Below are 26,984 nucleotides of genomic sequence, written 5' to 3' on the forward strand. Positions count from 1 at the left end.
GAAACCGAAGCATGCCCTCGCATCCCGGGGAAGATCATTTCTGGCCAGGTCCGTGGCAGTCCGGGTACGGCTTGCCCGAGGTGCACCAGCAGGTGGTGGTGGGGGGCGGGGGCCAGGGGGTGGCTTTGCCTCGGGCCGCCAGTGTCGTGGCGTACTCCGCGAGGAGGGACGGGGAGGCCGGGATGGCGTGTTCGGAGGCGGCGAAGGCCTCGTAGGAGGGGACCGTGGCCGTGACGATGCCCAGGTTCTTCGTGCCCGAGGCGGAGAGGGCGCGCAGGGATGCCTCGACGTCCTCCAGGTGGGCCGCGTGGGAGGGGTACTCGGCGGTGAGGGACGGGTACGCGGCGAGGAGTTCGGCCAGTTCCGCCGCGGGCCAGTGGAGGACGGCCACCGGGAAGGGGCGGGAGAGGGCCGCGCGGCGGTCGCCCAGTTCGGCGCGCAGGCGGGCGATCTCGGCCCGCAGTTCGGCCGGGTCGTCGGAGCCGAGGGCCCAGATGCGCTTGGGGTCGTGGAGCTCGTCCAGCGGGATCGGGCCGGCGTGGCGAGTGTCCGCGACCATGTCCCAGTCGTCGTGGGGGAGCCCGAGGAGGCGGCGGACCCGGTGGCGGCCGGTGAGGAGCGCGATCGTCGCGGTCGTCAGCGGGGTCGCGTCGTCCGGGATGAGGAGGGTCGCGGCCTCAGTGAACGACGCGTGGGCGGCGTCCAGTTCGTCGTGGGACTCCAGGGCCTCGGAGATGACTTCCCAGGGCGCCGGGTCGCGGGGGGCGGCCGCGCGGATGCCGGCGATGAGGGCGCGCGCCTCGGCCTCGTGGCCGTACTCCCAGAGATTGGCGGCCTGCAGGGCCTTGATCAGGTACGGGTCGGCCGGGTCGGCCGCGAGGAGCTGGTCGTAGAGGGCGCTCGCCCGCTCGCGTTCCTCGGCGAGTTCGAGGTGGGCCGCGGCCTGGAGGAGCAGCGGCTCCTGGTCCTCGGGGTAGCGGGTCGCCGTGCGGATGAGGCGCTCGGCTTCGTCGATGTGCTCGGCAGGCGTGTCGGGGCGCATGGTCCACACCGTACTGCTGCTGGTCAGTTGGCGGGGCAGGACTTAAGGTGCGGGCCGTGCGGGAGCGGATACCGGTCGTGGTGCAGGGGCAGCAGCGGCGGCGGCAGCGGACGCCGTTGCTGGCGCGTGGGCTGTGGACGGGCGCCGAGCTCGCGGTGACCGCGGGGCTGGTGCTGTTGCTGCTGGTGGTGCATCAGTTGTGGTGGACCAACCGGGAGGCCAGGGCGGAGGCCCGTGCCGAGGTCCGGGCCCTGGAGCGGCAGTGGGCCGCCGGCCCTGATCCGCGGCAGGAGCGGCCCGCGGAACGGCCCGCGGAACAGCCCGTGGAGCCGTCCGTCGGTGTCGAGGAGGGCGGAGAGCAGGAACGCCCCGAGCCCGGGACCGAGCCCGCCGAGCCCGGGAGCGGGCCCCCGCCGCGGGCCGCCGTCCGCCCCGCGGCGCCCGCTGCGCCGCGCTGGGACCAGGCGTACGCCGTGCTGCGCATCCCGCGGCTCGGGGTGGTCGCACCGGTGGCGCGGGGGGTGAGCAAGAGGGGCGTGCTCGACAAGGGGTACGTCGGGCACTACGCCGGGACCGCGCAGCCGGGCCAGGAGGGGAACTTCGCCCTGGCGGGGCACCGGAACACCCACGGGGAGCCGTTCCGCCACGTCAACCGGCTGCGCGCCGGGGACGAGCTGATCGTGGACGTGCGGGGGCGGCGGTTCACGTATGTGGTCGGGAAGCGGCTGGACCAGACCTCGCCGCGGGACGGCGGGGTGATCGCGCCGGTGCCGAGGAGCGTGGTGAAACCGCAGTACGGGTACTCCGCACCGGGCTCCTACATCACGCTGACGACGTGCACGCCCGAGTACTCGTCCAAGTACCGGCTGGTGGTGTGGGGGACGCTGAAGTCGAGCGTGGGGCGGTAGTCCTCCTTGTCTGTCCTTCCCCGTCCTTCCCCCGTCCTTCCCTCAACTCCCGTTCTCCTTTCCTTCCGTCGCCTTTCCATCTCCTCCTTCGGGCGTATGCCCGCTGTCAGTGGGGCTGGCTACTATCGAATCCACGAGCGACCACGGCTGCGGGAGGGGTGATCGGGATGGGCAGGAGCATGCGCGCGAGCGCGCCCGGCCGTCGCACCGGCCTGCTGGGGCTGGGGATGCTCGGACTGCTCGGCGCCCTCGGACTGCTGGGCCTGTTCGGCTTCGCCGGAATGGGCCCGGGCGACGGCACTCTCGCGACCGCCGTCACCTTCGCGGCGACCGCTGCCGTCGCGGCCGCCGGCGCCGCCGTGGCGGTCTGTGCGGTGCTCGCCGCGCGCAGCGCCCGTCCCGTGCCGCCGACGCTCATACGCACCGCAATACGCGACCGGGAGCAGCGCACCGCCTTCCTGCCGCAGCGTGACCCCGATGCCTCCGGCCGTTCCAGGCCCAGGGCACCCGGCCGTCTCTCCCCGACGGCCGCGTAGGGGCGTAGCGCCCTTCTTTCGTTCTGCACTGCCGCGCCCCTCGCGGTCCGTCACGCCGAATTCCACTTCGACGAGACGTCCCGGAGGGACCACGTGTCCGTATTCGCCCCGTTCGCCCTGCTCGTTTCCCAGCTAGCCGCCCTGCTCGACCCGGTCTTCGCGGCTTCCGCGACCGCCGTGGCGATCGTGCTGTTCACCGCTCTCGTACGGGTCGCCATGCACCCGCTCACCCGCGCCGCGTTCCGCGGTGAGCGGGCCCGGGCGGCCCTGGCGCCCCGGATGGCGGAGCTGAAGCGCCGCCATCCCGGCCCGAAGAACGCCGACCGGCTCCAGAAGGCCGTGCTCGCGCTGCACGCGGAGGCCAAGGTCACGCCGCTGGCCGGCTGCCTGCCGATGCTGGTGCAGCTGCCGGTGTTCTTCGTGATGTACCAGGTTTTCTCCTCGTCCCGCCTGGGCGGCGAGGCCAACGAGCTGCTGGGGCACCGGCTGTTCGCCGCGCCGCTCGGTGCGCGCTGGGTGGACGCCCTCGGGGACGGCGGGGTGTTCGGGGCGCAGGGATGGGTGTTCATCGGGCTGTTCGCGGCGATCGCGGCGGTGGCCACGTGGACCTACGTGCGCGCCCGGCGGGCGGCCGCCGCGGGCGAGGGTCCGGCGGCGCCGGCCGCCGGCGGTCCGGCGGAGGGCCCGGGCGCCGACGCCGTGCTCCGGGTGATGCGGTTCATGCCGCTCATGGCGTTCGGAACGGTCGTGACGGCAGCCGTCGTACCGCTCGCCGCCGGGCTCTACCTGCTCACCACCACGACGTGGACGGCGGTCGAGCGGGCCTGGCTGATGCGGCGCTGGAACAAGCGGGAGGCCGCCGCCGCTACCGCCGGGTAACGGTCCAGGGTGTGAACAGGGTCTTGCAGATTGGACGCCGGTCTTGGAGGATCGACCAATCCTCCGATGGCCGCAACCCATCGGCCGGCCCCGGGCATGCCCGCGGGCCGACCAGCCACGACCACGGGAGAATGCCCATGAAGCTGCTGCGCGTCGGACCGGTGGGAGCGGAGCGCCCCGCGCTGCTCGACCAGGACGGGACCCTGCGGGACCTCTCCGGCCTCGTCGCCGACATCGACGGAGGCCTGCTCGCCGACGGGGCCGCGCTGGCCCGGATACGGGACGCGGCAGCCTCCGGGGAGCTCCCGGTGCTCGACGCCGAGGGCCTGCGGACCGGGGCGGCCGTCGGCCGGATCGGCAAGGTCGTGGGCATCGGCCTGAACTACCACGGGCACGCGGCGGAGATCGGCGCGGCGACGCCCGCAGAGCCGATCATGTTCCTGAAGGCCCCGGACACCGTCGTCGGCCCCGACGACACCGTGCTCGTCCCGCGCGGCAGCGTCAAAACCGACTGGGAGGCCGAGCTCGGCGTCGTCATCGGCAGCACCGCCCGCTACCTCGGCTCGGCCGAGGAGGGCCTCGCCCACGTCGGCGGGTACGTCCTCGTGAACGACATCTCGGAGCGCGAGTTCCAGATCGAGCGCGGCGGGACCTGGGACAAGGGCAAGAACTGCGAGACGTTCACGCCGCTCGGCCCGTGGCTGGTCACGGCCGACGAGATCCCGGACCCCCAGGTCCTGGACGTGCGGCTGTGGGTCAACGGCGAGCAGAAGCAGAACGGCTCGACCTCCGACCAGATCTTCCCGGTCGGCGAGGTCGTCCGCTACCTCAGCCAGTTCATGACGCTGTACCCGGGCGACGTCATCGTCACCGGCACGCCCGCGGGCGTGGCGATGGGGCAGCCGGAGCCCAAGCCGTACCTGCGCGCGGGCGACGTGGTGGAGCTGGAGATCGACGGGCTCGGACGCCAGCGGCAGCAGCTCAAGAACGCCTGACGCCGAGGTGACGGTGCGGGCAGGGCGGGCAGGGGTACCAGCCCGCCATGCCCGCCCGCGCCCGCCTCAGCCTGCCGGCAGCTCGACCGTCGTCCCGGTCCGCGACGAGCGGAGCGCCGCTTCCAGTACGTCCAGGCAGTCCGCGGCCTCGTACGCCGTCACGGGCGGCCGGCCTCCCGTGCGCAGGGCCGACTCCACCGCCGCGTAGTACGCCGGGTAGTCGCCGGGCAGGGTCGGCACGGGCCGTCCGCCGCCGGTCAGCGGCGACTCGCCGGACCCGACCAGGCCCCACAGGTGCTCCGGCTCCCGGCCCCACGGCGTGCCGTCCTGCGGCCGCCGCCCCTCGCGCAGGGCGGCCTCCTGCGGGTCCAGCCCGTACTTCACGAAGCCCGCCGCCGAGCCCAGGACCCGGAACCGCGGTCCGAGCTGCGCGGTCGTCGCGCTGACGTACAGGTGGGAGCGGACGCCGTTCGCGTGGGTGAGCGCGATGAAGGTGTCGTCGTCCGTCTCGGCGCCGGGGCGCCGCACGTCCGCCTCCGCGTACACCCGTACGGCCGGCCCGAAGAGGGTCAGCGCCTGGTCGACCACGTGACTGCCGAGGTCGTACAGCAGCCCGCCGACCTCCTCCGGGGCCCCCGACTCGCGCCAGCCGCCCTTCAGGTGCGGGCGCCACCGCTCGTACCGGGACTCGAAGCGCTGGACCTCGCCGAGCTCGCCGCCCGCGAGGACGCTGCGCAGGGTCAGGAAGTCGTTGTCCCAGCGGCGGTTCTGGAAGACCGAGAGCAGGACGCCCCGCCGGTCCGCGAGCGCGCCCAGGGCCCGCGCCTCGGCGGCGGTGGCGGCGAGCGGCTTGTCGACGACCGTCGCCACGCCCGCCTCCAGGGCGGCGGTGGCGAGCGGTACGTGCGTCTTGTTCGGGGAGGCGATCACGATCAGGTCGAGCTCGCCGGCCCGGTCGAGGAGCTCGTCGGGGGACTTCGCGAGGCGTACGCCGGGGTATTCGGCACGCGCCTGCGCCCGGCGCTCCTCGTTGGCCGTGACGACCGTGTCGAGGACCAGGCCGTCGGTGGTGGCCACGAGCGGGGCGTGGAAGACGGATCCGGCGAGTCCGTAGCCGACGAGTCCGACGCGGAGGGGGGAGGAGACCATGGACACCACTTAAGCAACGCTGTTGCGGAAGTGCAAGCACCGGGGATGATGGTCCGATGAGCAGCAGGAGCGAGAACGGGACCGGGGCCGGATTCGGCCGCGCGGCGGGCGGCGCACTCGGCGTGGGGCTGCCCGCGGTGCGCACCCACAACGCCGGGCTGGTGCTCGGCCTGCTGCGCGCGGCGGGTGCGGGCGGGGCCAGCCGGCTGGAGCTGGCCGCGGGTACGGGACTCACCCCGCAGGCCGTCAGCAAGATCACCGGGCGGCTGCGGGCCGAGGGCCTGGTGGCGCGGGCCGGACGGCTGGCCTCGACCGGCGGCAAACCGCCCACCGTGCTGCGCCTGGTGCCCGGGGCCGGGCACGCGGTCGGCCTCCACCTCGACCGCGACGAGTTCCGGGCGGTGCTGCTGGACCTGGCCGGGCGGACGGTGGCCGAGGAGCGCGGTGCGCTGGACTTCGGCGCCGGGGCCCACGACGTGGTGGCGGTCGCCGCTGCCGCGGTGCGGGAGGTCGCGCGCGGGGCGACGGGCGGCGGCGGGGTGCTGGGCGTGGGCTGCGCCGTACCGGGCCCGCTCGACCACCGGAGCGGGGTGATGGGCCGGGTCACCGGATTCCCGCAGTGGGAGGGCTTCCCCCTGCGGGCGGCGCTGGCGGAGCGGCTCGGGCTGCCGGTGGTCCTCGACAAGGACACCAACGCGGCCGCGGTCGGGCTGGCGGCCGAGGCGGGCGGGTCCTTCGCGTACGTCCACGTCGGTACGGGGCTGGGGGCCGGACTCTTCCTCGACGGCGCCCCGCACCGGGGCGCGCGGACGGGCGCGGGGGAGTTCGGGCACCAGGTGCTGGCGCTGGACGGGCCGCGGTGCCGGTGCGGGGCGCGCGGGTGCGTGGAGGTGCTCTGCCTGGCGGCGGTGGCGCGCGGCGACGTCCGGCAGGCCGCCCGGGTGCTGGGCGAGGCGGTCGCGAACCTGGTCGCGCTGCTGGACGTGGACCGGGTCGTGCTGGGCGGCCGCGTGGTGGCGGGTGCGCCGGAGGAGTTCGTGCGCGGGGTCGGCGAGGTGCTGGCGGCGCGGGCGCTGGGGGAGTACGGCGTACGGGTGGGCGCGGCCGCCGGGGACGCGGTGGCCGCGGGTGCGGCCGAGCTGGTCCTCACGGCCCTCTTCACCGCCCCGCCGGGCTGACTGCCGGCAGTGCGACGCTGATGGCGGACACGGCCGAACGGGCGGAAACCGGATCATGGTGTGGCGTGTGGTGCGGGGCGGGTGCGCGCGCGTGGGAGGGTGCGGGGGACGGCGGGGTGATTGTCACCTGGTCCGACCATCGTCCGGCGAGCAGCGAAGGCCCTCCATGCGATTGCGCACAGCACTGGCCGCGACCGCGGCAGTCGCCGCGGCCGCGCTCGCGCCCGCGGTGATCGCGGTGCCCGTGTCCGTCGCGGCGCCGCACCCCGCCCCCGCCCTGATCGCGCCGGTCCCGGCCCCCGTCCGCCCCGCCCCGCGCGCGGCCCCCGGGGCCGCCGTGCCCCGCGCCGCGGCCCCCGCGCCCCGCGTCGTCTCCGACATCGGGGAGGGCGGCGGCGCCAAGCCCGCGCCCGCGCACCCTGCCCGCGTGCAGCCCGCCTGCGGCGACGGCAAGGGCACGGAGTTCCCGCTCGGCGCCCGGATCCGGGGCGGGCCGGCCGTCTACCGCAGTGGCGGCGGACCGCAGACCTGGTACCTGGACCTCACCAACTCCACCGGCGACGAGTGCCGCGCGGTGCACCCGGTGGTGGTCTTCACCGACCGGGCGCGCGCCCTCGGTCCGGGCCGTTTCCGCATGGACTTCACGGACCCCGCGGGCCGCGCGCACCCGGTCAGCTTCGAGGAGACCGACCAGGACGAGGTCATCGCGGTGTTCGACGGCCAGGGGGCGTTCCCCGGCTTCACCGTCGGCGCCCGCGCCACCGTGACCGTGACCGTACGGCTCGCCTTCACCGACGGCACGCCCGCCGGCGAGGTCGTCGCCGACGCCGCCCTCGTCCAGCGCAGGGGCGACGACGGCGATTGGGTGGGCGAGACCGGGGGGTACCGGTTCTCCGTCGAGGGGCCGGAGGAGCCGGCAGTGCCCGGGGCTGCCGGCTCCCTGGCCCGGACGGGCGGCCGCGAGGACCGGCTGCACGGGCTCGGCCTCGCGGCCGCAGGCGCCGCCGCCGCCGGAGCCGCCCTGCTGCTGGGGGCCCGGCGCCTGCGCAGGACCTGACCGCCCGTAAAGTCCGAGCGTGGAACCGACAGAACCGACTCACAGCCCCGGCTCGCCCGTCCGCTCCGGCATCCCCGAGCACGGCCGCATTCCCAAGTACTACGCCGTCAAGGCGCACCTCTCCGCGCTCATCGAGGAGTTGGGCGAGGGCGGCCTGCTGCCCACGGAACGGGACCTCGCCGAGCGGTACGAGGTCTCCCGCGAGACCGTCCGCCAGGCCCTGCGCGAACTGCTGCTGGAGGGGCGGCTGCGCCGCTCCGGCCGTGGCACGGTGGTGGCCGGACCCAAGCTCGAGCAGCCGCTGTCCCTGGCCAGCTACACCGAGGGCGTACGGCGCCAGGGCCGCCGGCCGGGCCGCAACCTGATCGGGCTGGAGCAGTTCCCGTGCCCGCCCGCGCTCGCCCCCGGCATCGGTGCCGAGCCCGGGGAACCGGTCTGGCACCTGGAGCGGGTCCTGCTCGCCGACGACGAACGGGTCGGGCTGGAGAGCACGTACATCCGGGTGGCGCGGGCGCCCCGCCTCGACGGCGAATTCCAGCCGGACTCCTCCTTCTACGGCTACCTGAAGGAGCGGCTCGGGATCGCCTTCGGGGACGCCGACGAGAAGCTGGAGACCGTACTGGCCACCCCGCGCGAGGCGCTCCTCATCGGGACCCCGCCGGCCCTGCCCATGCTGCTCATCCACCGTCTCTCGAGGGACGCGGACGGGCGGCCGCTGGAGCGCGTCCGTTCTCTCTACCGAGGTGACCGGTTCAGCTTCACGACCCACCTGCGGCCCGAGTAGACCGCCCCAAGACGGACGAAAACGGACCACCAACTATCACGGAACGGTAACGGGTCTAGGCCAAGTGTCGGGGTCTGTTCACCGGCGCGTTGCCGGAGCGCCCCTCCCGGGTCACGGCCCGGGACCACCGTTGCCGCCGTGAGAGTCATAGTCGTCGGAGGCGGCGTGGTCGGCACCATGCACGCCTGGCAGGCAGTCCAGCGCGGCCACGAGGTCGTACAGATCGAGCGCGAGGCCGAGGCGCGCGGTGCATCACTGCGCAATTTCGGCCAGATATGGGTGAGCGGCCGGGCGGGGGGTGAAGAGCTCGACACCGCCCTGCGGGCCAGAGAGCTGTGGGAACGGCTCGGGGCCGAGGTCCCCGGCCTGGGGTTCCGCGCCAACGGCTCGCTGACGCCGGTGCGTTCGGCCCGCGAGTACGCGGTCGCCGAGGCCGCGGCAGCGCGGCCGGATGCCACCGCCCGCGGCTACCGGCTGCTGACCGCCGCCGAGGCCCGCGCCGTCAACCCCGCACTGCGCGGCCGCTTCGAGGCCGCCCTCTGGTGCGAACGGGACGCCGCCGTGGAGCCGCGCACCGCGCAACTCGCCCTGCGGGAGCGCCTGAAGGAGTCCGGCCGCTACACGTTCCTCCCCGGCCGCGAGGTCCGCGAGGTGCTCGGCGGCGGCGAGCGGCCCGGCGGCGAGCGGCCCGGCGGCCCCGCGGTCCGCGACGACCACGGCGACGTGCACCGCGGGGACGCGGTGGTGCTGGCCACCGGTGCCTGGCTGAGCGGCCTGGTCCGGGAACTGGCCCCCGACCTCCCGGTGCGCCGGGTGCGGCTCCAGATGATGCAGACGGAACCGCTCGGCGAGGAGCTGACCACCTCGGTCGCCGACGCCGACAGCTTCCGCTACTACCCGGCCTACGCGTCGCCCGCGCTGGACGCCCTGCGCGCCTCCGAGCCGCAGACCCCCGTCGCCGCCGAGCACGCCATGCAACTGCTGATGGTGCAGCGCCGCGACGGCGGACTGACCATCGGCGACACCCACGAGTACGAGCACCCCTTCGCCTTCGACACCCTCGAAGACCCCTACGAGCACCTCACCGCGGTGGTCGAGTCCTTCCTCGGCCGCCCGCTGCCCAAGGTCAGGCGCCGCTGGGCGGGCGTCTACGCACAGTGCACCGACACCTCCCGGGTGGTGCACCGCCAGCAGGTACGCGAAGGCGTGTGGCTGGTGACCGGGCCCGGCGGCCGCGGCATGACCTGCTCGCCCGCCATCGCCGAAACCACCGCGAACGAACTGGGCTGGTGAACACGATGGACAGGACGTACAAGCTGGTCGTACTGGACATGGCCGGGACGACCGTCGCCGACGGCGGGCTCGTCGAGCGGGCCTTCGAGCGGGCCGCCGAGCGCCTCGGCGTCGCCCCCGGCACGCCCGGCCACGCCGCCAAACTGCAGTACGTACGCGACACCATGGGAGAGTCGAAGATCTCCGTCTTCCGGCACCTGTTCGGCACGGAAGACGCCGCGCAGCGGGCCAACTCCGCCTTCGAGGAGGCGTACGGCGAACTGGTCGACGGCGGTCTCGTCGCCCCCCTGCCCGGCGCCCGCGAAGCCGTCGAGCAGCTGCGCTCCGAAGGCCGCACCGTCGTCCTGACCACCGGCTTCGCCCGGACCACGCAGGACGCGATCCTCGACGCACTCGGCTGGCGGGACCTGGTGGAGCTCACCCTGTGCCCGGCCGACGCCGGCGGCCGCGGCCGCCCCTACCCCGACCTGGTCCTCGCCGCGTTCCTGCGGACCGGGGCAGCGGACGACGTGCGGCACGTGGCCGTGGCCGGCGACACGGCGTACGACATGCTCGGCGGCAGCCGCGCCGGAGCCGGGATCGTCGCGGGCGTCCTCACCGGCGCGCACGGCCGGGAGCGGCTGGCGGCCCACGGCGCCACGCACGTCCTCGGCTCCGTCGCGCAGCTGCCGGAGCTGCTGGCCCGCGAGGAAGCGGGAGCACGCGAGTGAGCGGCATCCGCTTCGACTCCGTTTCTGTTGCGTACCACGGCACCACCGTCCTCGACTCCCTGGACCTGACCGTGGAGCCGGGCGAGGTCATGGCGCTGCTCGGCCCTTCCGGTTCGGGCAAGACCACCGCCCTGCGCGCGGTCGCCGGTTTCGTACGGCCCGTCTCCGGCCGGGTCCTGATCGGCGACCGGGACGTCACCGCCCTCCCGCCCCACCGGCGCGGCATCGGCATGGTCGTCCAGCAGTACGCGCTCTTCCCGCACATGCGGGTCGACGCCAACGTCGAGTTCGGCCTGCGGGCGCAGAAGACCCCGAAGGCCGAGATCCCCGGGCGGGTGGCCGAGGCCCTGGAGATGACGGGCATGGGCGCGTACGCGAAGCGGTACCCGCGGGAGCTGTCCGGCGGCCAGCAGCAGCGCGTCGCCATCGCCCGCGCCCTCGCCATCCGCCCCGGCGTGCTCCTGCTGGACGAGCCGCTGTCCGCGCTCGACGCGCAACTGCGCTCCGGGATGCTCGCCGAACTGGCCCGCCTGCACCGCGAACTGCCCGACGTCTCCATCCTGTACGTCACCCACGACCAGGTCGAGGCGCTCACCCTCGCCGACCGGATCGCCGTCATGGACCGCGCCCGGCTGCAGGACTGCGGCACCCCGCAGCAGCTGTACCGGGCGCCGAGCACGGAGTTCACCGCCTCCTTCGTCGGCAACGCCAACCTGCTGCCGGTCACGGTGGCGGACGGCTCCGCGGTCTTCGCCGGGCGCCCGTTCACCCTGGACACCGGCCGCGCCGCCCCCGGCTCCACGGCCACCCTGTGCGTCCGCCCGCACCTCCTCGGGCTCGGCGCCGGCCCCAACGAGCTGAGCGGCCGGATCACCGAGGTCCAGTGGCGCGGCTCGACGCACCGGCTGTACGTGGACGTGGCCGGCCACCGGGTCAAGGCGGACCTGCCCGAGCTGCGGGAGACCCCGGCCCTGGGCGCGGAGGTCACGCTGCACTTCGCCCCGCAGGACGCGGTGCTGCTGGCCGCGGGGGTCGGCGATGGGTGAGCCCGCGCGCGGGGACACCGCGCACCGGCCGCCCGACTCCGCATCACCCGCGCCTGCGCCCGCGCCCGCCCCCGCTTCCCGGTGGGCCCGCCTCCCGCGCGGACTGTGGGCACTGCCGCCCGTACTCGCGCTCGCGGTGGTCTTCCTCTACCCCCTCGCGCTCGTCGTCCGGCAGTCCCTCAGCCCCGATGACAAGGGCTCCGACGGCGCCGACGGCTCCGGCGGCGGTCCCTTCGCCGCCTACGCCGAGGTGTTCGGGTCCTCGGCCTTCCGCGAAGCGCTCGGCACGACCGTGTGGCTGGCCGCCGGAGCCACCGCGGGCTGTCTGGTCCTCGGCTTCACCCTCGCCCTCGTCATCGCCTTCGTGCCCTTCCCCGGCGCCCGGGCCGTGGCCCGCTTCATCGACGTGTTCCTCTCCTTCCCGTCCTTCCTGATCACCCTCGCGCTGCTGTTCATCTACGGCACGGTCGGCATGGCCAACGGCGTCTGGACGGACCTGACCGGAGCCGCCGAAGGGCCCTTCCACTTCCTCACCACGCCGTGGGGCGTCCTGCTGGCGGAGATCACCTACTTCACGCCCTTCGTGATGCGCCCGCTCCTCGCGGCGTTCTCGCAGCTCGACACCGCGCAGCTGGAAGTGGCGTCGAGCCTGGGCGCCCGGCCGGCGCGGATCGTACGGACGGTGATCCTCCCCGAGTCGCTGCCCGCCCTCGCCGCCGGCGGCAGCCTCGTCCTCGTCATGTGCCTCAACGAATTCGGCATCGTGCTCTTCACCGGCGCCAAGGGGGTCACCACCCTCCCGATGCTCGTCTACGGCAAGGCCATCCTGGAGTCCGACTACCCCGCGGCCTGCGTGGTCGCCGTCGTCAACATCGCGATCTCCGTGGGCCTGTTCGGCCTCTACCGGGTGGTGAGCAAGCGTGCTGGTGCATAGCAAGGCGGGCCGCTGGGCGGCCTGGTCCCTCTTCTTCGTCCTCTTCCTGCCGCTGTTCGCGCTGCCGCTGCTCGTGGTCGTGGCCGCCTCCCTCGCCACGAACTGGTCCGGCGCCTTCCCCTCCGGCCCGACGACCGCGCACTACGCCTCCGCCGTCCGCGGGGAATCCCTCCAGGCACTCACCACCAGCCTGGTGACCGCGCTCGTCGCCAGCCTCCTCGCGCTGGCCTTCGGCACCTGGGCCGCGCTCGCCGCCGCCGCGCTCGGCAAGCGCGCCAAGCGCTCCCTGGACGCCCTGTTCATGCTGCCCGTCGCCGTGCCGTCCGTGGTCGTCGGCCTCGCCGTGCTCGTTGCGTTCAGCCGGCCGCCGCTGCTCCTCAACGGCACGAGCAGCATCGTCGTCCTGGCGCACACGGTCCTCGTCACGGCGTTCGCCTACCAGTCGGTCTCGGCCGCGATCGTACGGCTCGACCCCGCGTACGAGCAGGCTGCCGCCAGCCTCGGCGCCGGGCCCGCCCGCGTGCTGTGGCGGGTCCGCCTCCCGCTCCTGCTGCCGTCCCTCAACGCGGCGGCCGGACTCTGCTTCGCCCTGTCCATGGGCGAACTGAGCGCCACGATGATGCTCTACCCGCCGGACTGGATGCCCCTTCCCGTCCGCATCTTCACGGCCACCGACCGCGGTTCGCTCTTCGGCGGATCCGCCGTCGCCGTGGTGCTGATGGCCGCCACCCTGCTGGTCCTGCTGGCCGTCTCCCGCATCCGCACCAAGGCGTCCTACCGCTGATCCCCGTACCGCGGATCCGTCGTACCGCTGGCCCGTACCGCTCGTCCCCGTACCGCTCGTCCCCTGCCGCCCCTCCCCGAAGGAAACGCCATGTCCCGCTCCCTGCTGCGCCCGATCGCGGCCGTCACCGGCAGCCTCGCCCTCGCCGCCGGACTCACCGCCTGCTCCGGCTCCACCGACTCCGCCTCCGGAGAGAAGGTCGTCACCGTCTACAGCGCCGACGGCCTCAAGGGCGAGAACGGCGACGGCTGGTACGACAAGGTCTTCGCCGACTTCACCAAGGAGACCGGCATCAAGGTCGAGTACGTCGAGGGCGGCTCCGGCGAGATGGTGCAGCGCGCCGTCCGCGAGAAGACCAACACCCAGGCCGACGTCCTGATCACCCTGCCCCCGTTCATCCAGCAGGCCGCGGGCAAGGGCCTGATCGAGGCGTACCGGCCCGAGGGGTCCGAGCTGGTCAACGGCGGCGACAAGGCCGCCGACGGCACCTGGACGTCCGTGGTGAACAACTACTTCGGCTTCATCTACAACAAGAAGGAGCTCGCGCAGGCCCCCAGGACCTGGGAGGAGCTGCTCGACGGCAAGTACAAGGGCAAGCTGCAGTACTCCACCCCCGGTGTCGCGGGCGACGGCACGGCCGTGGTCATCAAGGCCATGCACGACTTCGGCGGCCAGGCCCCCGCGATGGAGTACCTGAAGAGGCTCCAGGCCAACAACGTCGGCCCCTCCTCCTCCACCAGCAAGCTCGCTCCCAAGACCGACAAGGGCGAGATCCTCGTCGCCAACGGCGACGTGCAGATGAACTTCGCCCAGTCCAAGTCCATGCCCAACCTCGCCATCTGGTTCCCGGCCAAGGCCGGCGGCAAGCCCACCACCTTCGCCCTCCCGTACGCCGCGGCCTCGTCGCCAAGGCCCCGCACTCGGAGAACGGCAAGCGGCTCCTCGACTTCATGCTCGGCGAGCAGGCGCAGAAGCAGGTCAGCGAGGTCGGCGGCGGCTTCCCCGCCCGTACGGACGTCAAGCCCACCGACGCCAACGCCGTCGCGCTGACGAAGCTGATGGAAGGCGTCGAGGTCTTCGAACCCGACTGGGCCGACATCGACAAGAACCTGTCCGGGTACGTCGACGCGTGGAAGTCCGCCACCGGAAGCTGACGCGTAACCCGCCGGTCATCCTCGCCCGCCAGAGTGACACTGGCATAACGGGTCTGGACCGAAGACCGCACCTTCGGTCCGGGCCCGCCGGCCGTCCGGCCGCGCTCGGGACCCCTCCCCGCCCGCCCTGACCGCACCCCGCTCCGTCCCCATCCCCGCCCCCGCACCCTGACCTGCTCCTAGAGGAGTACGTGCAGACCGTCCTGCTCGGACGCACCCTCGCCGTGGCCGCCACCGCCACCGCTCTCGTCGCCACCGCCCTCGGAACCCAGTCCGCCACCGCCGACGAGGCGGCGGCCGCGGCCAACACCGACAAGGTCCTCGTCATCGGCCTCGACGGGGTCGTGCTCGACCGCCTCAAGGCGGCCAACGCCCCCCACCTCAAAGGCCTGATGGCCCAGGGCCTGACCGCCCGGAGCACCCTGTACGCGAACCCGATGGCGGCCACGTCCTCCGGCCCCGGCTGGTCGACCATCGCCACCGGCGTTTGGCCCGACAAGCACGGCGTGAAGGACAACTCCTTCACCGGCAAGAACTACACGGCGTACCCGGACTTCCTGACCCGCATCGAGAACACCGCCCCGGCGCTCAACACGTACGCGGCCGCCGACTGGGAGCCCATCACCTCCACCGACCAGAACGGCCCGATCTTCTCGGCCAAGGTCGACAAGCGCCTCTCCCTCAAGGGCGACCGCGACGGCTACCGCACCGAGGACCCCAAGATCGCCGCAGCGGCCGCCGCCGAACTGCGCGACCAGAACCCGGACGCGGCCTTCGTCTACCTCGGCGAGGTCGACGTCGCCGGCCACTCCTACGGCGCCGCCAGCCAGCAGTACCTGGACACCATCGCCCGCGTCGACGCGCTGGTCGGCCAGCTCCTGACGGCCGTTCAGGCCCGCCCCTCGTACGCCCAGGAGAACTGGAAGTACCTGGTCACCACCGACCACGGCCACACCGCCGCCGGCGGACACGGAGGGTCCTCCATCGCCGAGCGCGGCACCTTCGTCATTGCCAAGGGCGAGGGCATCGCGGCCGGTTCGGTACGCGACGACGTCCGCCTGGCCGACGTGGCCGCGACCGCCCTCCAGCACGTGGGCCTCGGCACCCCGGCGCTCGACGGCCTGCCGCTCAGCACCGCCGACAGCGACGCGTTCGACACCCTGCGCCCCAACCTCCAGGCCCGCGTGGACGAGACCGGCATCCCGGCCGCCACCAAGGGCTTCACCCGCACCCCGCCCGCCGGCTGGTCCGTCGACAACTCGAAGATGGGCACCGGCGGTGTCACCGAGTGGGCCGGCTGGTCCTTCGCCACCGACGAGTTCTGGACGCAGGCGCAGCGCGACCAGTGGCGCGAGCTGAACGTCCGCTCCCGGGACGTGTTCGCCGTCGCCGACTCCGACGAGTGGGCCGACAAGACCCACACCGGCAGCTTCGACTCCACGCTCGTCAGCCCCAAGTGGGCGGTCACCGGCGGCAGCACCAGGACGCTGCGGTACGCGACCCACTACCGCCACGAGTCCCCGCAGACCGCCCAGGTCCTCGTGTCGTACAACGGCGGCACCCCTGCGGTCGTCAAGAGCTACACGGCCGACGCGGTCGGCAAGGCGGAGGCCCTCACCCTCCAGGTCCCGGCCGGCGCAACGGACGTGCAGGTCCGCTTCCGCTACACCGGCAGCAACAACTGGTTCTGGACCGTCGACAACGTCACCCTGAGCTGAAACCGGCCCGGCGCGGCCGGGTCCGTCCGGGCTGTGGACGCCGTACGCGTCCGCAGCCCGGCGTCGGTAGGGTGGTATGGACCAGAGGTCACAGCCACGCAGAGCGGAGAACAGTCCAGTGGCAGAGCGCAAGCCGATCGAATCCTGGCTCACCGACATGGACGGGGTCCTCATCCACGAGGGCACTCCGATTCCGGGCGCGGATCAGTTCATCAAGCGGCTGCGCGACTCGGGCAAGCCCTTCCTGGTCCTCACCAACAACTCCATCTACACCCCGCGCGACCTCAAGGCGCGGCTCCAGCGGATGGGCCTCGACGTGCCCGTCGAGAACATCTGGACCTCCGCGCTGGCGACGGCCAAGTTCCTCGACGACCAGCGCCCCGGCGGCACGGCGTACGTCATCGGCGAGGCCGGCCTGACCACCGCGCTGCACGACATCGGCTACATCCTGACCGACCACGACCCCGACTACGTCGTCCTCGGAGAGACCCGCACGTACAGCTTCGAGGCCATGACGAAGGCGGTCCGCCTGATCAACGCGGGCGCCCGGTTCATCTGCACCAACCCGGACGAGACCGGCCCGAGCACCGAGGGCCCGCTGCCCGCCACCGGTGCGGTCGCCGCGCTGATCACGAAGGCCACCGGCAAGAAGCCGTACTTCGCGGGCAAGCCGAACCCGCTGATGATGCGCACCGGGCTGAACGCCATCGGCGCCCACTCCGAGACCAGCGCCATGATCGGCGACCGGATGGACACCGACGTGCTCGCCGGTCTGGAGGCGGGCATGCAGACCTTCCTCGTGCTCACCGGCCTGACCACCCGCGAGGACATCGACAAGTTCCCGTACCGCCCGTCGAAGACGGTCGACTCGATCGCGGACCTCGTAGACCGGATCTGACCGGACCCGGCCGGGATCCGACCCGGCCGGGATCCGACCCGGCCGGGATCCGACCCGGCCGGGATCCGACCCGGCCGGGATCCGACCCGGCCGGGATCCGACCCGGCCGGGGCAGGGAACCTCCCGGGGGCGCGTGCCACACCCGTACGGGTCAGCAGCACGCCCGCCGGGATGCGCGCGGCCGCCCCGCACGTGAGTCTCCGTAACAGGAGGTTTCACGATGCGCACTGCTCTGCTCGCTCTCCGTGCCGCCGGGGCCGGGGCCGCCCTGCTGGCCGCGACCGCCGTCACGCTCGGCTCCGCCCCCCCGGCCGTGGGCGAGAACCGCGACGACCGCGAGGACCATCGCGGCTCGGTGTGGGCCACCCCGTCCACGGTGTCGCCGGGCGCGCAGATCGAGCTGCGGGTCAACGGCTGCAAGGGCACCACCGGCTCGGCCAAGTCGAGCGTGTTCGTCGCCGACGCCGACCTGTCCGGCCGTGACGGCGGTGGCAACCCGCTGTACGGCGAGGCGATGATCAGCTCGCACGCCCAGCCCGGCTGGCACACCATCCGCGTCACCTGCGACGGCAAGGACGGCAGGGCGACCGGCAGCATCCAGGTCGTCCGCCACCAGCCCGACCACCGCCCCACGCACCACTCCACACCCTTCTGGCCCGTCCACGCCGGCGGCGGCGGCGCGTCCGCGGAGCTGGCAGCCGCGAAGAAGGACGAGCGCGACGGCCCGGGGCTCCCGCACACCGTCGTCGGAGCGGTCCTCGCCGGCGCCGCCACCCTGGCCGTGGCCGGCCGCGCGCTGAAGCTCCGCCGCCGCCGCAGCGGCGAGTGACGGGGGTCCGGGATGGGGGCTGAGCCGCGCGCGAAGGCAGGCGGCCGGATGCTGACCGGCGCGGCGTGGGCGGTCCTGGTGCTGGGCCTGTGGCTGTGGGGCCGGGAGATCACGGAGGTCCCCGGCGCCGGCGCGGGCGCGCCCGGGGCGCTGTTCGGCGCGGGGCTGCCCGCGGCGCACGCGCCGATCGCCGGGCCGGCCCTGCCGCGGCGGGTGGACGTGCCGTCGATAGGCATCCAGGCTCCGGTGGTCTCCCGGGGCCTGGACCGCGACGGGGCGATCGATCCGCCGCCGTACGACCGGCCGGGCACGGTCGGCTGGTTCGGCCGCGGCACCCAGCCGGGCGCGGCGGGCGCCGCGCTGCTGGTGGGGCACGTGGACACGGAGTCCAAGCCGGCGGTGTTCTACGGGCTGAGCTCGGCGAAGCAGGGGGACACGGTACGGATCCTGCGGGCCGACGGCGTGACGGCGCAGTTCACGATCGAGGACGTCAGGGTCTACGAACGGGAGGAATTCGACGCGGCGAAGGTGTACGGGCCGCGCGTGGCGGGCCGCGCCGAACTGCGGCTGATCACGTGCGGGGGTACGTACGACAAGGTGGCGAAGGAGTACACGGCGAACGTCGTCGTCTCCGCCTACCTGACCGGTGTGCAGCGCACCTGACCTGCGGAGAGGTGTGGAGAACAGCGACCGGAACACGAAGAAGCCCCTCGCATTGCTGCGAGGGGCTTCTTCCGTCTGTGCGCCGCCAGGGACTCGAACCCCGGACCCGCTGATTAAGAGTCAGCTGCTCTAACCAACTGAGCTAGCGGCGCCTGCTGACAGAGAAAACTCTACCCCACGTCTCGTGGTGCTCGTGACCAGCCACGCCCGGCTTGTCCGATTAACCCATGTTCGTCCCTTCTCCGTGCAGTATGTGTGATGGCTGCAACGCATCTGACGAGATTTCAGGGGACGGACCGTATGACGCAGGCGATGCCGACACCGGTGTTCCAGGACTACGCACCCGCGGGCGACTGCGCCTGCCCGGGCTGCGTGCAGCAGCGCGCCACCCTGCGCAGCGGCAGGCATCCCGCCGCGCACGGGCCACGCCGGGCACTCGTCCTGGTGACGGCCGCCGGAGTGGTTCTCGGCGGCGGCGGGGCCGCGGCCGCCGAAGGCCCCGAACCCGCGGGCCCCGTACCGCCGGGGAGCGCGGACCCGGCAGCGATCACGGGGCTGGACAGCCCGCAGGGTGCGCCCGGCGGGCTGCACGGGCCCGCGGGCGCCCCCGGGTCGCTGCCGGGCGTCAACCCCGCCACGTCCCCGGCGGCCGCACGGCGCACCGACCGCGCGACGATCATCAACCGGGCCAAGGCGTGGCTGGACGTGCAGGTCCCGTACAGCATGTCGAAGTACTGGACGGACGGGTACCGGCAGGACTGCTCGGGTTACGTCTCCATGGCCTGGAACCTCGGCTCGAACGAGTGGACCGGCAGCCTGGACAAGTTCGCCACCCAGATCACCAGGGACGAGCTCCAGCCGGGCGACATGCTGCTCTTCCACAACCCGGCCGACCCGACCACCGGCTCGCACGTCATGCTCTTCGGCGGCTGGACCGACCACACGCGGACGTACTACACGGCGTACGAGCAGACGCGCCCGAGCACGCGCAGGCAGTCGACGCCGTACGCCTACTGGAACAACTCGGCCAAGTACCTCCCCTACCGCTACAACGGCGTGACCGGGGGCATCGCCGAGGAGCCGCCGCCGGGCAAGGAACAGACCCTCCCGGCTCCGGCTCCGGGTCCGGGGGCGTCCGCGGCGTACCCGGGCGCGCGGTCCTTCGGGCCGGGGGCGAACAACCCGCACGTGACGCAGCTCGGCCGGATGCTGATCGCGCGCGGCGGCGCGCGCTTCTACGCGGACGGCCCGGGGCCGCGCTGGGGCGAGGCGGACCGCAGGGCGACCCGGGCCTTCCAGAAGGCGCAGGGCTGGACGGGCAGCGAGGCGGACGGCCTGCCGGGCCCGGCGACGTGGCGGCTGCTGGTCGCCAGGAAGGGCCGGGACATCCCGCCGACGGTCGGTGCCGCTCCGGCCGCGAGGCCGGTGAAGGCGCCCGCGTACCCGGGGCGGGGGGTGTTCCGTCCGGGCTCGACCCACTCCGCGGTCGAGGCGCTCGGGCGCCGGCTCGTGGAGAAGGGCTTCGGCAAGCACTACACCTCGGGACCCGGACCCCGCTGGGACGAGGCGGACCGCCGCAGCGTCGAGGCCTTCCAGCGGGCACAGGGCTGGCGCGGCGCGGCTGCGGACGGCTACCCGGGCCCGGAAACCTGGCGACGGCTCTTCGCATGACGGAGGCAAGCATGTACCCCTCGCGCACGACGTCCACGACGGCCTCGATGTTCCCGCTGGGCCCGCCCCCGCCCGTCGCGCCCCCGCGCCCGCCGCGCATCGGCCTCCCGGCAGCCGCGACCCCGACCCCGGCGCCGGCCGTTCCCGTTCCCGCGGCGCCGCCGCGCGCGGAGGGCGCTTTCGTGGGCCGGGGCGCCGCTCCTGCGGGTGACGCTCCGCACGGCGGTGTGCCCCCGCAGGCGGCCGACGCATCCGCCCGGCCGGACCCGGCGGACGACCGGCCGGCCGTGGCTCGCGCCGGTACGTCGGCAGCGTCTGCCGTCGGCGCGGAGGTGGCCGCTCCGGCGGGCGGGGCCACGGATGGTTCCCCGGCCGGGCAGGCCCCGGCTCCTGCCGGGGAGGCTCTCGCTCAGGCTGCCCCGCGCGTGCAGGTTCCCGGCCGGGACGTGCCCGCTCCTGCGGGTGCGGGCCGGTGGGGTGGGGAGCCCGGCGTGGAGGACGTAGTCCTGGACGGGCCTTCCGCTGCTCCCGCCGTCGAGGCTGCTTCCCCGGCGGGCGGGGTTCCGCACGCTCGAGGCGTCCCCGCCGGGCCGGGCACGGCAGCGGAGCGGGAGGCCGCGGCCTCCACCGGGCCGGGATTCGCCGGTGGGCCGGACACCGTGGCTCCCGCCGGGCCGGGATCCGCCCGCGAGCGGGACACCGCCGCCTCCGTCGAGCCGGAACGTGCCCGTGAACGGGACACCGCCACCTTCGCCGGGCCGGGATTCGCCCGTGGACGGGACGCCGTGGCTCCCGCCGGGCCGGGATCCGCCCGCGAGCGGGACACCGTCGCCCCCGCCACGCCGGGCGGCGTCCGCGAATCGGGCGGCTCTGCCGCCGGGCCGGAGCTCGGGCAGGGGCGGGACCTGGAGGACACCGATACGCAGGTTCTGCCGCGCGTCGTTGCGTCCGCGGGGCGCAGGAGCGGGGTGCCCGGACCCGGGGTACGGCACGTGATCCGGAGCGGGGCCGCCGCCGAGATCCCCGTGCACCTGCTCTTCCGGGACGGGTCCGGCGTGCGCGCGGGGAGCGTGCCGGTGCCCGCCGGGCGGCCGGCGGGGGCGCGGCGGGCGTCCGTACCCGCCCCGCCCCGCCGCACCGCGCCCCCCGCCGACCCCCGGCTCCGCGAACACGCCGGACCGGCGCTGCCCGGCTGGGCCGGGGTGTTCGCCGGGGCGCTCGCCCTCGCCGGGGGCGCGGCGGTGCTCTGGCGGGCCGGGGTGTTCCCCGCCCGGCTGGCGGGCGCCCTCGGCACGGCCCCCCGTCCCTCCGACGGGCTCGGGCTCACGGACTGGCCCGCCCTCGCCCTCCTCGGCATCGTCGCCCTGCTCGCGCTCGGCGGTCTCGGCCGCGGCCGGGTCGGGCACGCCTGGGTGCTCACGCTGTTCGGCCGCTACCGCGGCACCGTCCGGCGGACCGGCCTGATCTGGGTCAGCCCGCTGCTCCTGCGCCGCCGGGTCGACGTACGCCTGCGGCACTGGCGCAGCGAGCCGATGCCCGCGGTCGACGCGGCCGGCCTCGACCTGCGGGTGGTCGTCCACGTCGTGTGGCAGGTCGGGGACACGGCCCGCGCCACGCTCGCCGTCGAGGACCACACCGAGTACCTCGCCGAGCAGGTCGAGTCGGCCACGGCCCGGGTGCTGTCCCAGCTCCCTGCCGACGCCTTCCACGAGGACGCCCCGACCCTGCGCGACGCCGAGGCCGTCGGCGGCGCGCTCACCCGGCTGCTCGCGGCCGAGACCGAGGCCGTCGGCATCGAGGTGTTCTCCGCACAGCCGACCCGGATCGAGTACGCCCCCGCGGTCGCGGCCGCCATGCAGCGCCGCCGGGTCGCGGCGATCGACGCCAAGCACCGGGACAGCGTGCTCAGTTCCGTCGTGGACGCGGTCGACGACACCGTCAACCGGCTGACCAGCCGAGGACTCGTCGAGCTCGACGACTACGAGCGCAAGGCCCTGGTGAAGGACCTCACCGTCGCCTTCTACACCGGGCGGCAGGAGTAACGACCCCCCGCCCCCGAGCCGGACGGCCGGACCCCTCCCCGGGGTCCGGCCGTTTGCGCATTGGTCTGGACATGGCCAACTCCCGTCAATAGTCTGAGACTTGGTCTAGACCTGAAGTAGTAGACGCGTGCGCACGCTCACGGAACTCCCCCCACGTCCAAGGAGCATCATGCGTAAGACCCGTACCCTCACGCCCCGACCGCCTGGCCGCAGGGCCGCTGCCGCCGCGGCGGGCCTCGGCCTGGTCGTCGGCGCGACCGTGCTCATGGCCCCCACCGCCCAGAGCCACGGCTACACCGACCAGCCCGTCAGCCGCCAGAAGCTCTGTCAGACCAAGGCCGTGTCCGACTGCGGTCCGATCCAGTGGGAGCCCCAGAGCGTCGAGGGCTTCAAGGGATTCCCCGCTGCCGGGCCCGCCGACGGAAAGATATGCGCGGGCGGCAACAGCCAGTTCGCCCAGCTCGACGACCCGCGCGGCGGCACCTGGCCCACCACGTCCGTCTCCAGCGGCCAGAGCTACAACTTCCGCTGGCAGTTCACCGCCAACCACTCCACCACCGACTTCCGCTACTACGTCACAAAGAACGGCTGGGACCCCACCAAGCCGCTCACCAGGGCCGCCCTCGATCCCCAGCCCTTCCTGACCGTCGCCTACAACGGCGCCCGCCCGGCCATGACGACCGTCCACCAGGGCGCCATGCCCGCGGGCAAGAGCGGCCGGCACATGATCCTCGCCGTGTGGACCGTCAACGACACCCCGATGGCCTTCTACGCCTGCTCCGACGTCAAGTTCTGAGCGCGCGGCCACTCCGGGCGACCTGAACCCGGTGCGCCGCACCCGTTAAGTTCTGACGGCACGTCAGTTATGGTGCGGCGCCATGGGGAAAGGCGCGCCGGAGACCATCGCGGAGCTCGTGCAGCGGCAGTGGGGCGACCACCGGCCCGGACTGCTGCACCGCCACAACGGCACCAACCGCACCAACGGCCCCGCCGGACTCAGCCACCACGACACCGCCCGGGAGGCCGCCGCACGCGCCGCGCTCCTCGTCGACCTGCTGCCGCGCGGCGCCGAGCCGCATCTCGGGGCCCTGCTCGACAACACCCCGGAATTTCCCCTGTGGCTCAGCGCGGCGGCCCTCGCCGGGGCCGCCGTCGCCGGCATCAACCCCACCCGCCGCGGACCCGAACTCGCCCGCGACGTCCTGCACACCGACTGCCGGATCCTCGTCACCGAGCGCGCCCACCTCCCGCTCCTCGACGGCCTCGACCTGCCCGGCGTACGGATCCTCGTCACCGGAACCGAGGAGTACGAGACCCTGCTCGCGCCCTACGCCGGAGCCGGGCCCGGCGACGCGGTGCTCCGCCCCGGCGGCCCCCGCCCCGCCGACCGGCTCCTGCTCTACTTCACCTCCGGATCCACCGGCGCCCCCAAGGCCGCCGTCTGCACGCAGGGCCGGCTGGCCCAGGCCGGCGCCTCCCTCGCCCGGCACTTCTCCGTCACCCCCGCAGACGTCCACTACGTCTGCATGCCGATGTTCCACGGCAACGCCGTCATCGCGGACTGGGCCCCCGCCCTGTCCGCGGGCGCCGCCGTCGCCCTCCGCCGCCGCTTTTCGGCCACCGCCTTCCTGGACGACGTACGGCACTTCGGCGCCACGTACTTCACCTACGTCGGCCGGGCCGTGCAGTACCTCCTGGCCACCCCGGCCCGCCCCGACGACCACGACAACCCCCTGCGCACAGGCTTCGGCACCGAGGCCGGAGCCGTCGACGCGGAACGCTTCGCCGCCCGCTTCGGGGTCCGGCTCGTCGAGGGCTACGGGTCCTCCGAAGGCGGCGCGGCCCTCCAGCGCACCCCCGGCACCCCGCCCGGCGCCCTCGGCCGCGCCGCCCCCGGCGACGACCTCGCCGTCGTCGACCCCGGCACGGGCGAGGAGCGGCCGCCCGCGCGCCGCGGCCCCGGCGGCGAACTGACCGGCGTGGCCGAGGCCATCGGCGAACTGGTCAACCGCGGCCGCACGCCCTTCGAGGGCTACTGGCGCAACCCCGAGGCCGAAGCCGCCCGGCTGCGCGGCGGCTGGTACTGGACCGGGGACCTCTTCTACCGCGACGAGGACGGGTTCCTCTACTTCGCCGGCCGCACCGACGACCGGCTGCGCGTCGACAGCGAGAACCTCGCCGCCGCGATGATCGAGGACATCCTGTCCCGCTGGACCGACGCGGCGGCCGTCGCCGTCTACGCCGTACCCGACGAGGTCGCCGGCGACCAGGTGATGGCCGCCCTCGCACTGCGCGAGGGCGCCTCCTTCGACCCGCAGGCCTTCGCCGCCTTCCTCGCCGCCCAGCCCGACCTGGGCACCAAGATGACCCCGCGCTACCTGCGCATCGTTCCCGCCATGCCGGTCACCGCCACCAACAAGATCCACCGCGTCTCCCTGCGGCGCGAGGGCTTCCGCTGCCCCGACCCGGTCTGGTGGCACCCGCCCGGAAGCCCCGCCACTCCGCCCGGCACCCCCGCTTCCGGGCCCGGCACCCCCGCCGCCGCGCCCCCCGCTCCCGTCTACAGGCCCCTCACCCCCCAGGACCTGAGCGCCCTCCTCGCCGCGTACTCGGCACAGGACCGCGCCGGCCTCCTGGACCGCTGACGCCCGCCAGGTGGGGCAGGCCCCACCACGGGCACGCCCCCAGGGCCCCTGTGCCGCCCCGCCCGCACCGCATAGCGTGATCGTCATGGACGACGTACGCACGCCCTGGCAGGCGCTGACCCGGGCCGACTACCTGCGCACCGGGTGGCCGTGGCGCGCCGCGGCGTACCTGGCGAGCTCCGCGCTGACCGGCGTGCCCGCGCTGCTGGCGCTGGTGGTGCTGGCCGTGACCGGGGCGGTGTTCACCGTCGTGCTCGTCGGGCTGCCGCTGCTCGTGCTGCTCGCGCTGTCCGGAGTGCCGCTCGCCGCAGTGGAACGCCGGCGGCTGCGGCTCGTGGACCGCGAACCCGCCCCGAGCCCCCACCGCAGCCCCGGCGAACCGGGCCTCACGGCCTGGGCCAAGCTGCGCTTCCGGGAGCAGGCCACCTGGCGGGAGCTCGGTTACGCCGTGCTGCACGCACTCGTGCTCTGGATCGTCGACCTGTCGGCACTCGCCGTCCTCGTCGTCCTGCCCCTCGGCATGGCCGGCGCCCCGCTTCAGCTCGCCCTCGGCGGCACGGGGGAGGCGCGGATCGTGAAGCTGTGGCTGATCGACTCCTATCCCGCCGCCTTCGGGCTCGCCGCCGCCGGGCTCGTCCTGCTGGCCGCGCTCGCCTACCCGCTCGGCGCGCTGGCGGGCGCCCGCGCAGCGCTCACCCGGGCCCTGCTCGCACCCCGCGAGGGCGAGCTGCGCGACCGGCTGACCGAGGTCACCCGGTCCCGGGCCCGGCTCGTCGCCGCCTTCGAGGCCGAGCGCCGCCGGATCGAACGCGACCTCCACGACGGAGCGCAGCAGCGGCTCGTCGCCCTGACCATGACCCTCGGGCTGGCCCGCCTCGACGCCCGGGCCGACGGCCCGCTCGGCGCGCAGCTCGCGCGGGCCCACGACGAGGCGGGCCGGGTGCTCGGCGAACTGCGCGAGCTGATCCGCGGCATCCACCCGCAGGTGCTGGCCGACTACGGACTCCAGGCCGCCCTGGAGGACGCGGCCGACCGGTCCGCCGTACCCGTCGACCTGGCGGTGGAGCTGCCCCGGCTGCCGGAGGCCGTCGAGTCGGCGGCCTACTTCGCCGTCTGCGAGGCCCTGGCCAACATCGGCCGGCACAGCGGCGCGGACCGGGCCGCCCTCGAGGCCCGGCACGGCGCGGGCGCGCTGCGGATCGACGTGCGCGACGACGGGCGCGGCGGAGCCGCACCCGGCCGGGGCAGCGGACTGACCGGACTCTCCGACCGGCTCGCGGTCCTGGATGGCACACTGGCGATCACCAGCCCGCCCGGAGGGCCGACCGTCCTGAGCCTGGAGATCCCGTGCGAGCCGACCGTTCCCTGAGAGTCGTCCTGGCCGAGGACGGCGTGCTGCTGCGGGAGGGACTCGTCGGCCTGCTGGAACGTTTCGGCCACCGGGTCGTCGCCGCAGTCGGCGATGCGGGCGCCCTGCGGGAGGCGGTCGCCGCGCTGGCTCCCGACGTCCCGGACATCGTCGTCACCGACGTGCGGATGCCGCCGGGCTTCACCGACGAGGGGCTGCGGGCCGCCGTGGAGCTGCGGGCGGCGCACCCCGGCCTGCCCGTGCTCGTCCTCAGCCAGTACGTGCAGCGCAGCTACGCCGCCGAGCTGCTCGACTCGGGCTCCGGGGACGGCGTGGGATACCTGCTCAAGGACCGGGTCGGCCAGATTGAGCAGTTCCTGGGCGCCCTGGTCCAGGTCGCGGACGGGGGGACGGTCGTCGACCCGGAGGTGGTGCGCCAGCTGCTGCGCCGCCGCCGCGATCCGCTGGAGCAGCTCACCCCGCGGGAGCGGGAGGTGCTGGGCCTGGTCGCGGAGGGGAAGTCGAACGCCGCGATCGCCCGGGAGCTGGTGGTCACCGAGGCTGCCGTCGGCAAGCACATCGGGAACATCCTGGGGAAGCTGGACCTGCCGCCGGCCGAGCACACGCACCGCCGGGTGCTGGCCGTCCTGGCCTACCTGCGGGCGTGAGAACGGGTCGGAAAGCACTTCGGGCGGGTCCCGGTGAAACCGGAACCCGCCCG

General features: G+C 74.3%; 24 protein-coding genes, 1 tRNA gene and 1 pseudogene. 23 read left to right on the forward strand and 3 right to left on the reverse strand.

From position 1 onward, the window contains the following. Positions 1 to 34: 34 nt before the first annotated feature. Positions 35 to 1,042 (reverse strand): tetratricopeptide repeat protein, encoded by a 1,008-nt coding sequence (locus ACZ7H1_RS22125; RefSeq protein ID WP_470788924.1) that lies wholly within the window; start codon positions 1,040 to 1,042, stop codon positions 35 to 37. A gap of 47 nt (positions 1,043 to 1,089) precedes the next feature. On the opposite strand from ACZ7H1_RS22125, the gene ACZ7H1_RS22130 reads away from it, so the two are divergent. From ACZ7H1_RS22130 to ACZ7H1_RS22145, 4 genes are all read left to right on the forward strand, one after another. Next, entirely contained in the window at positions 1,090 to 1,950 is an 861-nt protein-coding gene (locus tag ACZ7H1_RS22130) for a class E sortase (protein WP_470788926.1), read from the forward strand. A gap of 281 nt (positions 1,951 to 2,231) precedes the next feature. Further along, positions 2,232 to 2,486 (forward strand): DUF6412 domain-containing protein, encoded by a 255-nt coding sequence (locus ACZ7H1_RS22135; RefSeq protein WP_470789063.1) that lies wholly within the window; start codon positions 2,232 to 2,234, stop codon positions 2,484 to 2,486. A 93-nt stretch (positions 2,487 to 2,579) separates the two neighbouring features. Then, positions 2,580 to 3,365: a YidC/Oxa1 family membrane protein insertase gene (locus ACZ7H1_RS22140; protein ID WP_470788927.1), complete on the forward strand. Its 786-nt coding sequence runs from the start codon at positions 2,580 to 2,582 to the stop codon at positions 3,363 to 3,365. A 137-nt stretch (positions 3,366 to 3,502) separates the two neighbouring features. Continuing rightward, the gene (locus ACZ7H1_RS22145) at positions 3,503 to 4,360 is read left to right on the forward strand and encodes a fumarylacetoacetate hydrolase family protein (protein ID WP_470788928.1); all 858 of its coding nucleotides are present in this window, start codon (positions 3,503 to 3,505) and stop codon (positions 4,358 to 4,360) included. A 66-nt stretch (positions 4,361 to 4,426) separates the two neighbouring features. Here ACZ7H1_RS22145 and ACZ7H1_RS22150 read toward each other — a convergent pair whose 3' ends face one another. Beyond that, positions 4,427 to 5,509: a Gfo/Idh/MocA family protein gene (locus ACZ7H1_RS22150; protein ID WP_470788929.1), complete on the reverse strand. Its 1,083-nt coding sequence runs from the start codon at positions 5,507 to 5,509 to the stop codon at positions 4,427 to 4,429. Between the two features lie 56 nt (positions 5,510 to 5,565). On the opposite strand from ACZ7H1_RS22150, the gene ACZ7H1_RS22155 reads away from it, so the two are divergent. The 13 genes and pseudogenes from ACZ7H1_RS22155 (at position 5,566) to ACZ7H1_RS22215 (ending at position 18,557) form a co-directional block, all read left to right on the forward strand. Continuing rightward, a complete protein-coding gene (locus ACZ7H1_RS22155) occupies positions 5,566 to 6,687 on the forward strand; it encodes an ROK family transcriptional regulator (RefSeq protein WP_470788931.1) in 1,122 nt (373 codons plus the stop codon). 166 nt (positions 6,688 to 6,853) lie between these two features. After that, the gene (locus ACZ7H1_RS22160; RefSeq protein ID WP_470788932.1) at positions 6,854 to 7,744 is read left to right on the forward strand and encodes a hypothetical protein; all 891 of its coding nucleotides are present in this window, start codon (positions 6,854 to 6,856) and stop codon (positions 7,742 to 7,744) included. A 19-nt stretch (positions 7,745 to 7,763) separates the two neighbouring features. After that, positions 7,764 to 8,528 (forward strand): GntR family transcriptional regulator, encoded by a 765-nt coding sequence (locus ACZ7H1_RS22165; protein WP_470788934.1) that lies wholly within the window; start codon positions 7,764 to 7,766, stop codon positions 8,526 to 8,528. Between the two features lie 138 nt (positions 8,529 to 8,666). After that, positions 8,667 to 9,821, forward strand: a complete 1,155-nt coding sequence (locus ACZ7H1_RS22170) for a TIGR03364 family FAD-dependent oxidoreductase (protein ID WP_470788936.1) — start codon at positions 8,667 to 8,669, stop codon at positions 9,819 to 9,821. A gap of 5 nt (positions 9,822 to 9,826) precedes the next feature. Then, positions 9,827 to 10,531, forward strand: coding sequence for a phosphonatase-like hydrolase (locus ACZ7H1_RS22175; RefSeq protein WP_470789064.1), 705 nt, complete (start codon positions 9,827 to 9,829; stop codon positions 10,529 to 10,531). Continuing rightward, complete coding sequence (locus tag ACZ7H1_RS22180; RefSeq protein ID WP_470788937.1) at positions 10,528 to 11,577, forward strand: ABC transporter ATP-binding protein; 1,050 nt, start codon at positions 10,528 to 10,530, stop codon at positions 11,575 to 11,577. Before ACZ7H1_RS22175 ends, ACZ7H1_RS22180 begins: the two co-directional genes overlap by 4 nt. Beyond that, on the forward strand, positions 11,570 to 12,511 hold the full coding sequence (locus ACZ7H1_RS22185; RefSeq protein WP_470788939.1) for a 2-aminoethylphosphonate ABC transporter permease subunit: 942 nt from the start codon (positions 11,570 to 11,572) through the stop codon (positions 12,509 to 12,511). Before ACZ7H1_RS22180 ends, ACZ7H1_RS22185 begins: the two co-directional genes overlap by 8 nt. Continuing rightward, positions 12,498 to 13,295, forward strand: coding sequence for an ABC transporter permease (locus tag ACZ7H1_RS22190; RefSeq protein ID WP_470788941.1), 798 nt, complete (start codon positions 12,498 to 12,500; stop codon positions 13,293 to 13,295). The genes ACZ7H1_RS22185 and ACZ7H1_RS22190 overlap by 14 nt, the downstream gene beginning before the upstream one ends. Before the next feature lie 90 nt (positions 13,296 to 13,385). Next, positions 13,386 to 14,449 (forward strand): annotated as a pseudogene (locus tag ACZ7H1_RS22195) (2-aminoethylphosphonate ABC transporter substrate-binding protein). Positions 14,450 to 14,640: 191 nt separating this feature from the next. Continuing rightward, positions 14,641 to 16,167 (forward strand): alkaline phosphatase family protein, encoded by a 1,527-nt coding sequence (locus ACZ7H1_RS22200; RefSeq protein WP_470788943.1) that lies wholly within the window; start codon positions 14,641 to 14,643, stop codon positions 16,165 to 16,167. Positions 16,168 to 16,285: 118 nt separating this feature from the next. After that, the gene (locus ACZ7H1_RS22205; protein WP_470788944.1) at positions 16,286 to 17,065 is read left to right on the forward strand and encodes an HAD-IIA family hydrolase; all 780 of its coding nucleotides are present in this window, start codon (positions 16,286 to 16,288) and stop codon (positions 17,063 to 17,065) included. A gap of 220 nt (positions 17,066 to 17,285) precedes the next feature. Further along, positions 17,286 to 17,894, forward strand: coding sequence for a hypothetical protein (locus tag ACZ7H1_RS22210; RefSeq protein ID WP_470788945.1), 609 nt, complete (start codon positions 17,286 to 17,288; stop codon positions 17,892 to 17,894). A 12-nt stretch (positions 17,895 to 17,906) separates the two neighbouring features. Then, positions 17,907 to 18,557 carry a class F sortase gene (locus ACZ7H1_RS22215; protein ID WP_470788947.1) on the forward strand — a complete coding sequence of 217 codons (651 nt, stop codon included), beginning with the start codon at positions 17,907 to 17,909 and terminating at the stop codon, positions 18,555 to 18,557. A 78-nt stretch (positions 18,558 to 18,635) separates the two neighbouring features. Here ACZ7H1_RS22215 and ACZ7H1_RS22220 read toward each other — a convergent pair. Continuing rightward, positions 18,636 to 18,709, reverse strand: a tRNA-Lys gene (locus tag ACZ7H1_RS22220). 160 nt (positions 18,710 to 18,869) lie between these two features. Here ACZ7H1_RS22220 and ACZ7H1_RS22225 point away from each other — a divergent pair. The 6 genes from ACZ7H1_RS22225 to ACZ7H1_RS22250 all read left to right on the forward strand — a co-directional run bounded on the left by ACZ7H1_RS22225 (position 18,870) and on the right by ACZ7H1_RS22250 (position 26,931). Further along, positions 18,870 to 20,228, forward strand: a complete 1,359-nt coding sequence (locus ACZ7H1_RS22225) for a peptidoglycan-binding protein (RefSeq protein WP_470788949.1) — start codon at positions 18,870 to 18,872, stop codon at positions 20,226 to 20,228. A 491-nt stretch (positions 20,229 to 20,719) separates the two neighbouring features. Beyond that, positions 20,720 to 22,270, forward strand: coding sequence for an SPFH domain-containing protein (locus tag ACZ7H1_RS22230; protein ID WP_470788950.1), 1,551 nt, complete (start codon positions 20,720 to 20,722; stop codon positions 22,268 to 22,270). Between the two features lie 169 nt (positions 22,271 to 22,439). Beyond that, positions 22,440 to 23,066, forward strand: coding sequence for a lytic polysaccharide monooxygenase auxiliary activity family 9 protein (locus ACZ7H1_RS22235; RefSeq protein WP_470788951.1), 627 nt, complete (start codon positions 22,440 to 22,442; stop codon positions 23,064 to 23,066). Between the two features lie 82 nt (positions 23,067 to 23,148). Then, positions 23,149 to 24,915, forward strand: a complete 1,767-nt coding sequence (locus ACZ7H1_RS22240; protein WP_470788952.1) for an AMP-binding protein — start codon at positions 23,149 to 23,151, stop codon at positions 24,913 to 24,915. 85 nt (positions 24,916 to 25,000) lie between these two features. Continuing rightward, positions 25,001 to 26,284 (forward strand): sensor histidine kinase, encoded by a 1,284-nt coding sequence (locus ACZ7H1_RS22245; RefSeq protein ID WP_470788954.1) that lies wholly within the window; start codon positions 25,001 to 25,003, stop codon positions 26,282 to 26,284. Beyond that, positions 26,263 to 26,931, forward strand: coding sequence for a LuxR C-terminal-related transcriptional regulator (locus ACZ7H1_RS22250; protein ID WP_470788955.1), 669 nt, complete (start codon positions 26,263 to 26,265; stop codon positions 26,929 to 26,931). Before ACZ7H1_RS22245 ends, ACZ7H1_RS22250 begins: the two co-directional genes overlap by 22 nt. The last annotated feature ends 53 nt before the right edge of the window (positions 26,932 to 26,984 follow it).

The sequence above is a fragment of the Streptomyces sp. NPDC037401 genome, from assembly GCF_055602345.1.

What these genes read in the sequence shown, in the direction of transcription:
- ACZ7H1_RS22175 (WP_470789064.1), top strand. Translation starts at nt 9,827, where the DNA reads ATGGACAGGACGTACAAGCTGGTCGTACTGGACATGGCCGGGACGACC.
- ACZ7H1_RS22185 (WP_470788939.1), top strand. Translation starts at nt 11,570, where the DNA reads ATGGGTGAGCCCGCGCGCGGGGACACCGCGCACCGGCCGCCCGACTCC.
- ACZ7H1_RS22225 (WP_470788949.1), top strand. Translation starts at nt 18,870, where the DNA reads ATGCCGACACCGGTGTTCCAGGACTACGCACCCGCGGGCGACTGCGCC.
- ACZ7H1_RS22245 (WP_470788954.1), top strand. Translation starts at nt 25,001, where the DNA reads ATGGACGACGTACGCACGCCCTGGCAGGCGCTGACCCGGGCCGACTAC.
- ACZ7H1_RS22150 (WP_470788929.1), bottom strand. Translation starts at nt 5,509, where the DNA reads ATGGTCTCCTCCCCCCTCCGCGTCGGACTCGTCGGCTACGGACTCGCC.
- ACZ7H1_RS22135 (WP_470789063.1), top strand. Translation starts at nt 2,232, where the DNA reads ATGGGCCCGGGCGACGGCACTCTCGCGACCGCCGTCACCTTCGCGGCG.
- ACZ7H1_RS22145 (WP_470788928.1), top strand. Translation starts at nt 3,503, where the DNA reads ATGAAGCTGCTGCGCGTCGGACCGGTGGGAGCGGAGCGCCCCGCGCTG.
- ACZ7H1_RS22210 (WP_470788945.1), top strand. Translation starts at nt 17,286, where the DNA reads ATGCGCACTGCTCTGCTCGCTCTCCGTGCCGCCGGGGCCGGGGCCGCC.
- ACZ7H1_RS22155 (WP_470788931.1), top strand. Translation starts at nt 5,566, where the DNA reads ATGAGCAGCAGGAGCGAGAACGGGACCGGGGCCGGATTCGGCCGCGCG.
- ACZ7H1_RS22235 (WP_470788951.1), top strand. Translation starts at nt 22,440, where the DNA reads ATGCGTAAGACCCGTACCCTCACGCCCCGACCGCCTGGCCGCAGGGCC.
- ACZ7H1_RS22160 (WP_470788932.1), top strand. Translation starts at nt 6,854, where the DNA reads ATGCGATTGCGCACAGCACTGGCCGCGACCGCGGCAGTCGCCGCGGCC.
- ACZ7H1_RS22215 (WP_470788947.1), top strand. Translation starts at nt 17,907, where the DNA reads ATGGGGGCTGAGCCGCGCGCGAAGGCAGGCGGCCGGATGCTGACCGGC.
- ACZ7H1_RS22240 (WP_470788952.1), top strand. Translation starts at nt 23,149, where the DNA reads ATGGGGAAAGGCGCGCCGGAGACCATCGCGGAGCTCGTGCAGCGGCAG.
- ACZ7H1_RS22125 (WP_470788924.1), bottom strand. Translation starts at nt 1,042, where the DNA reads ATGCGCCCCGACACGCCTGCCGAGCACATCGACGAAGCCGAGCGCCTC.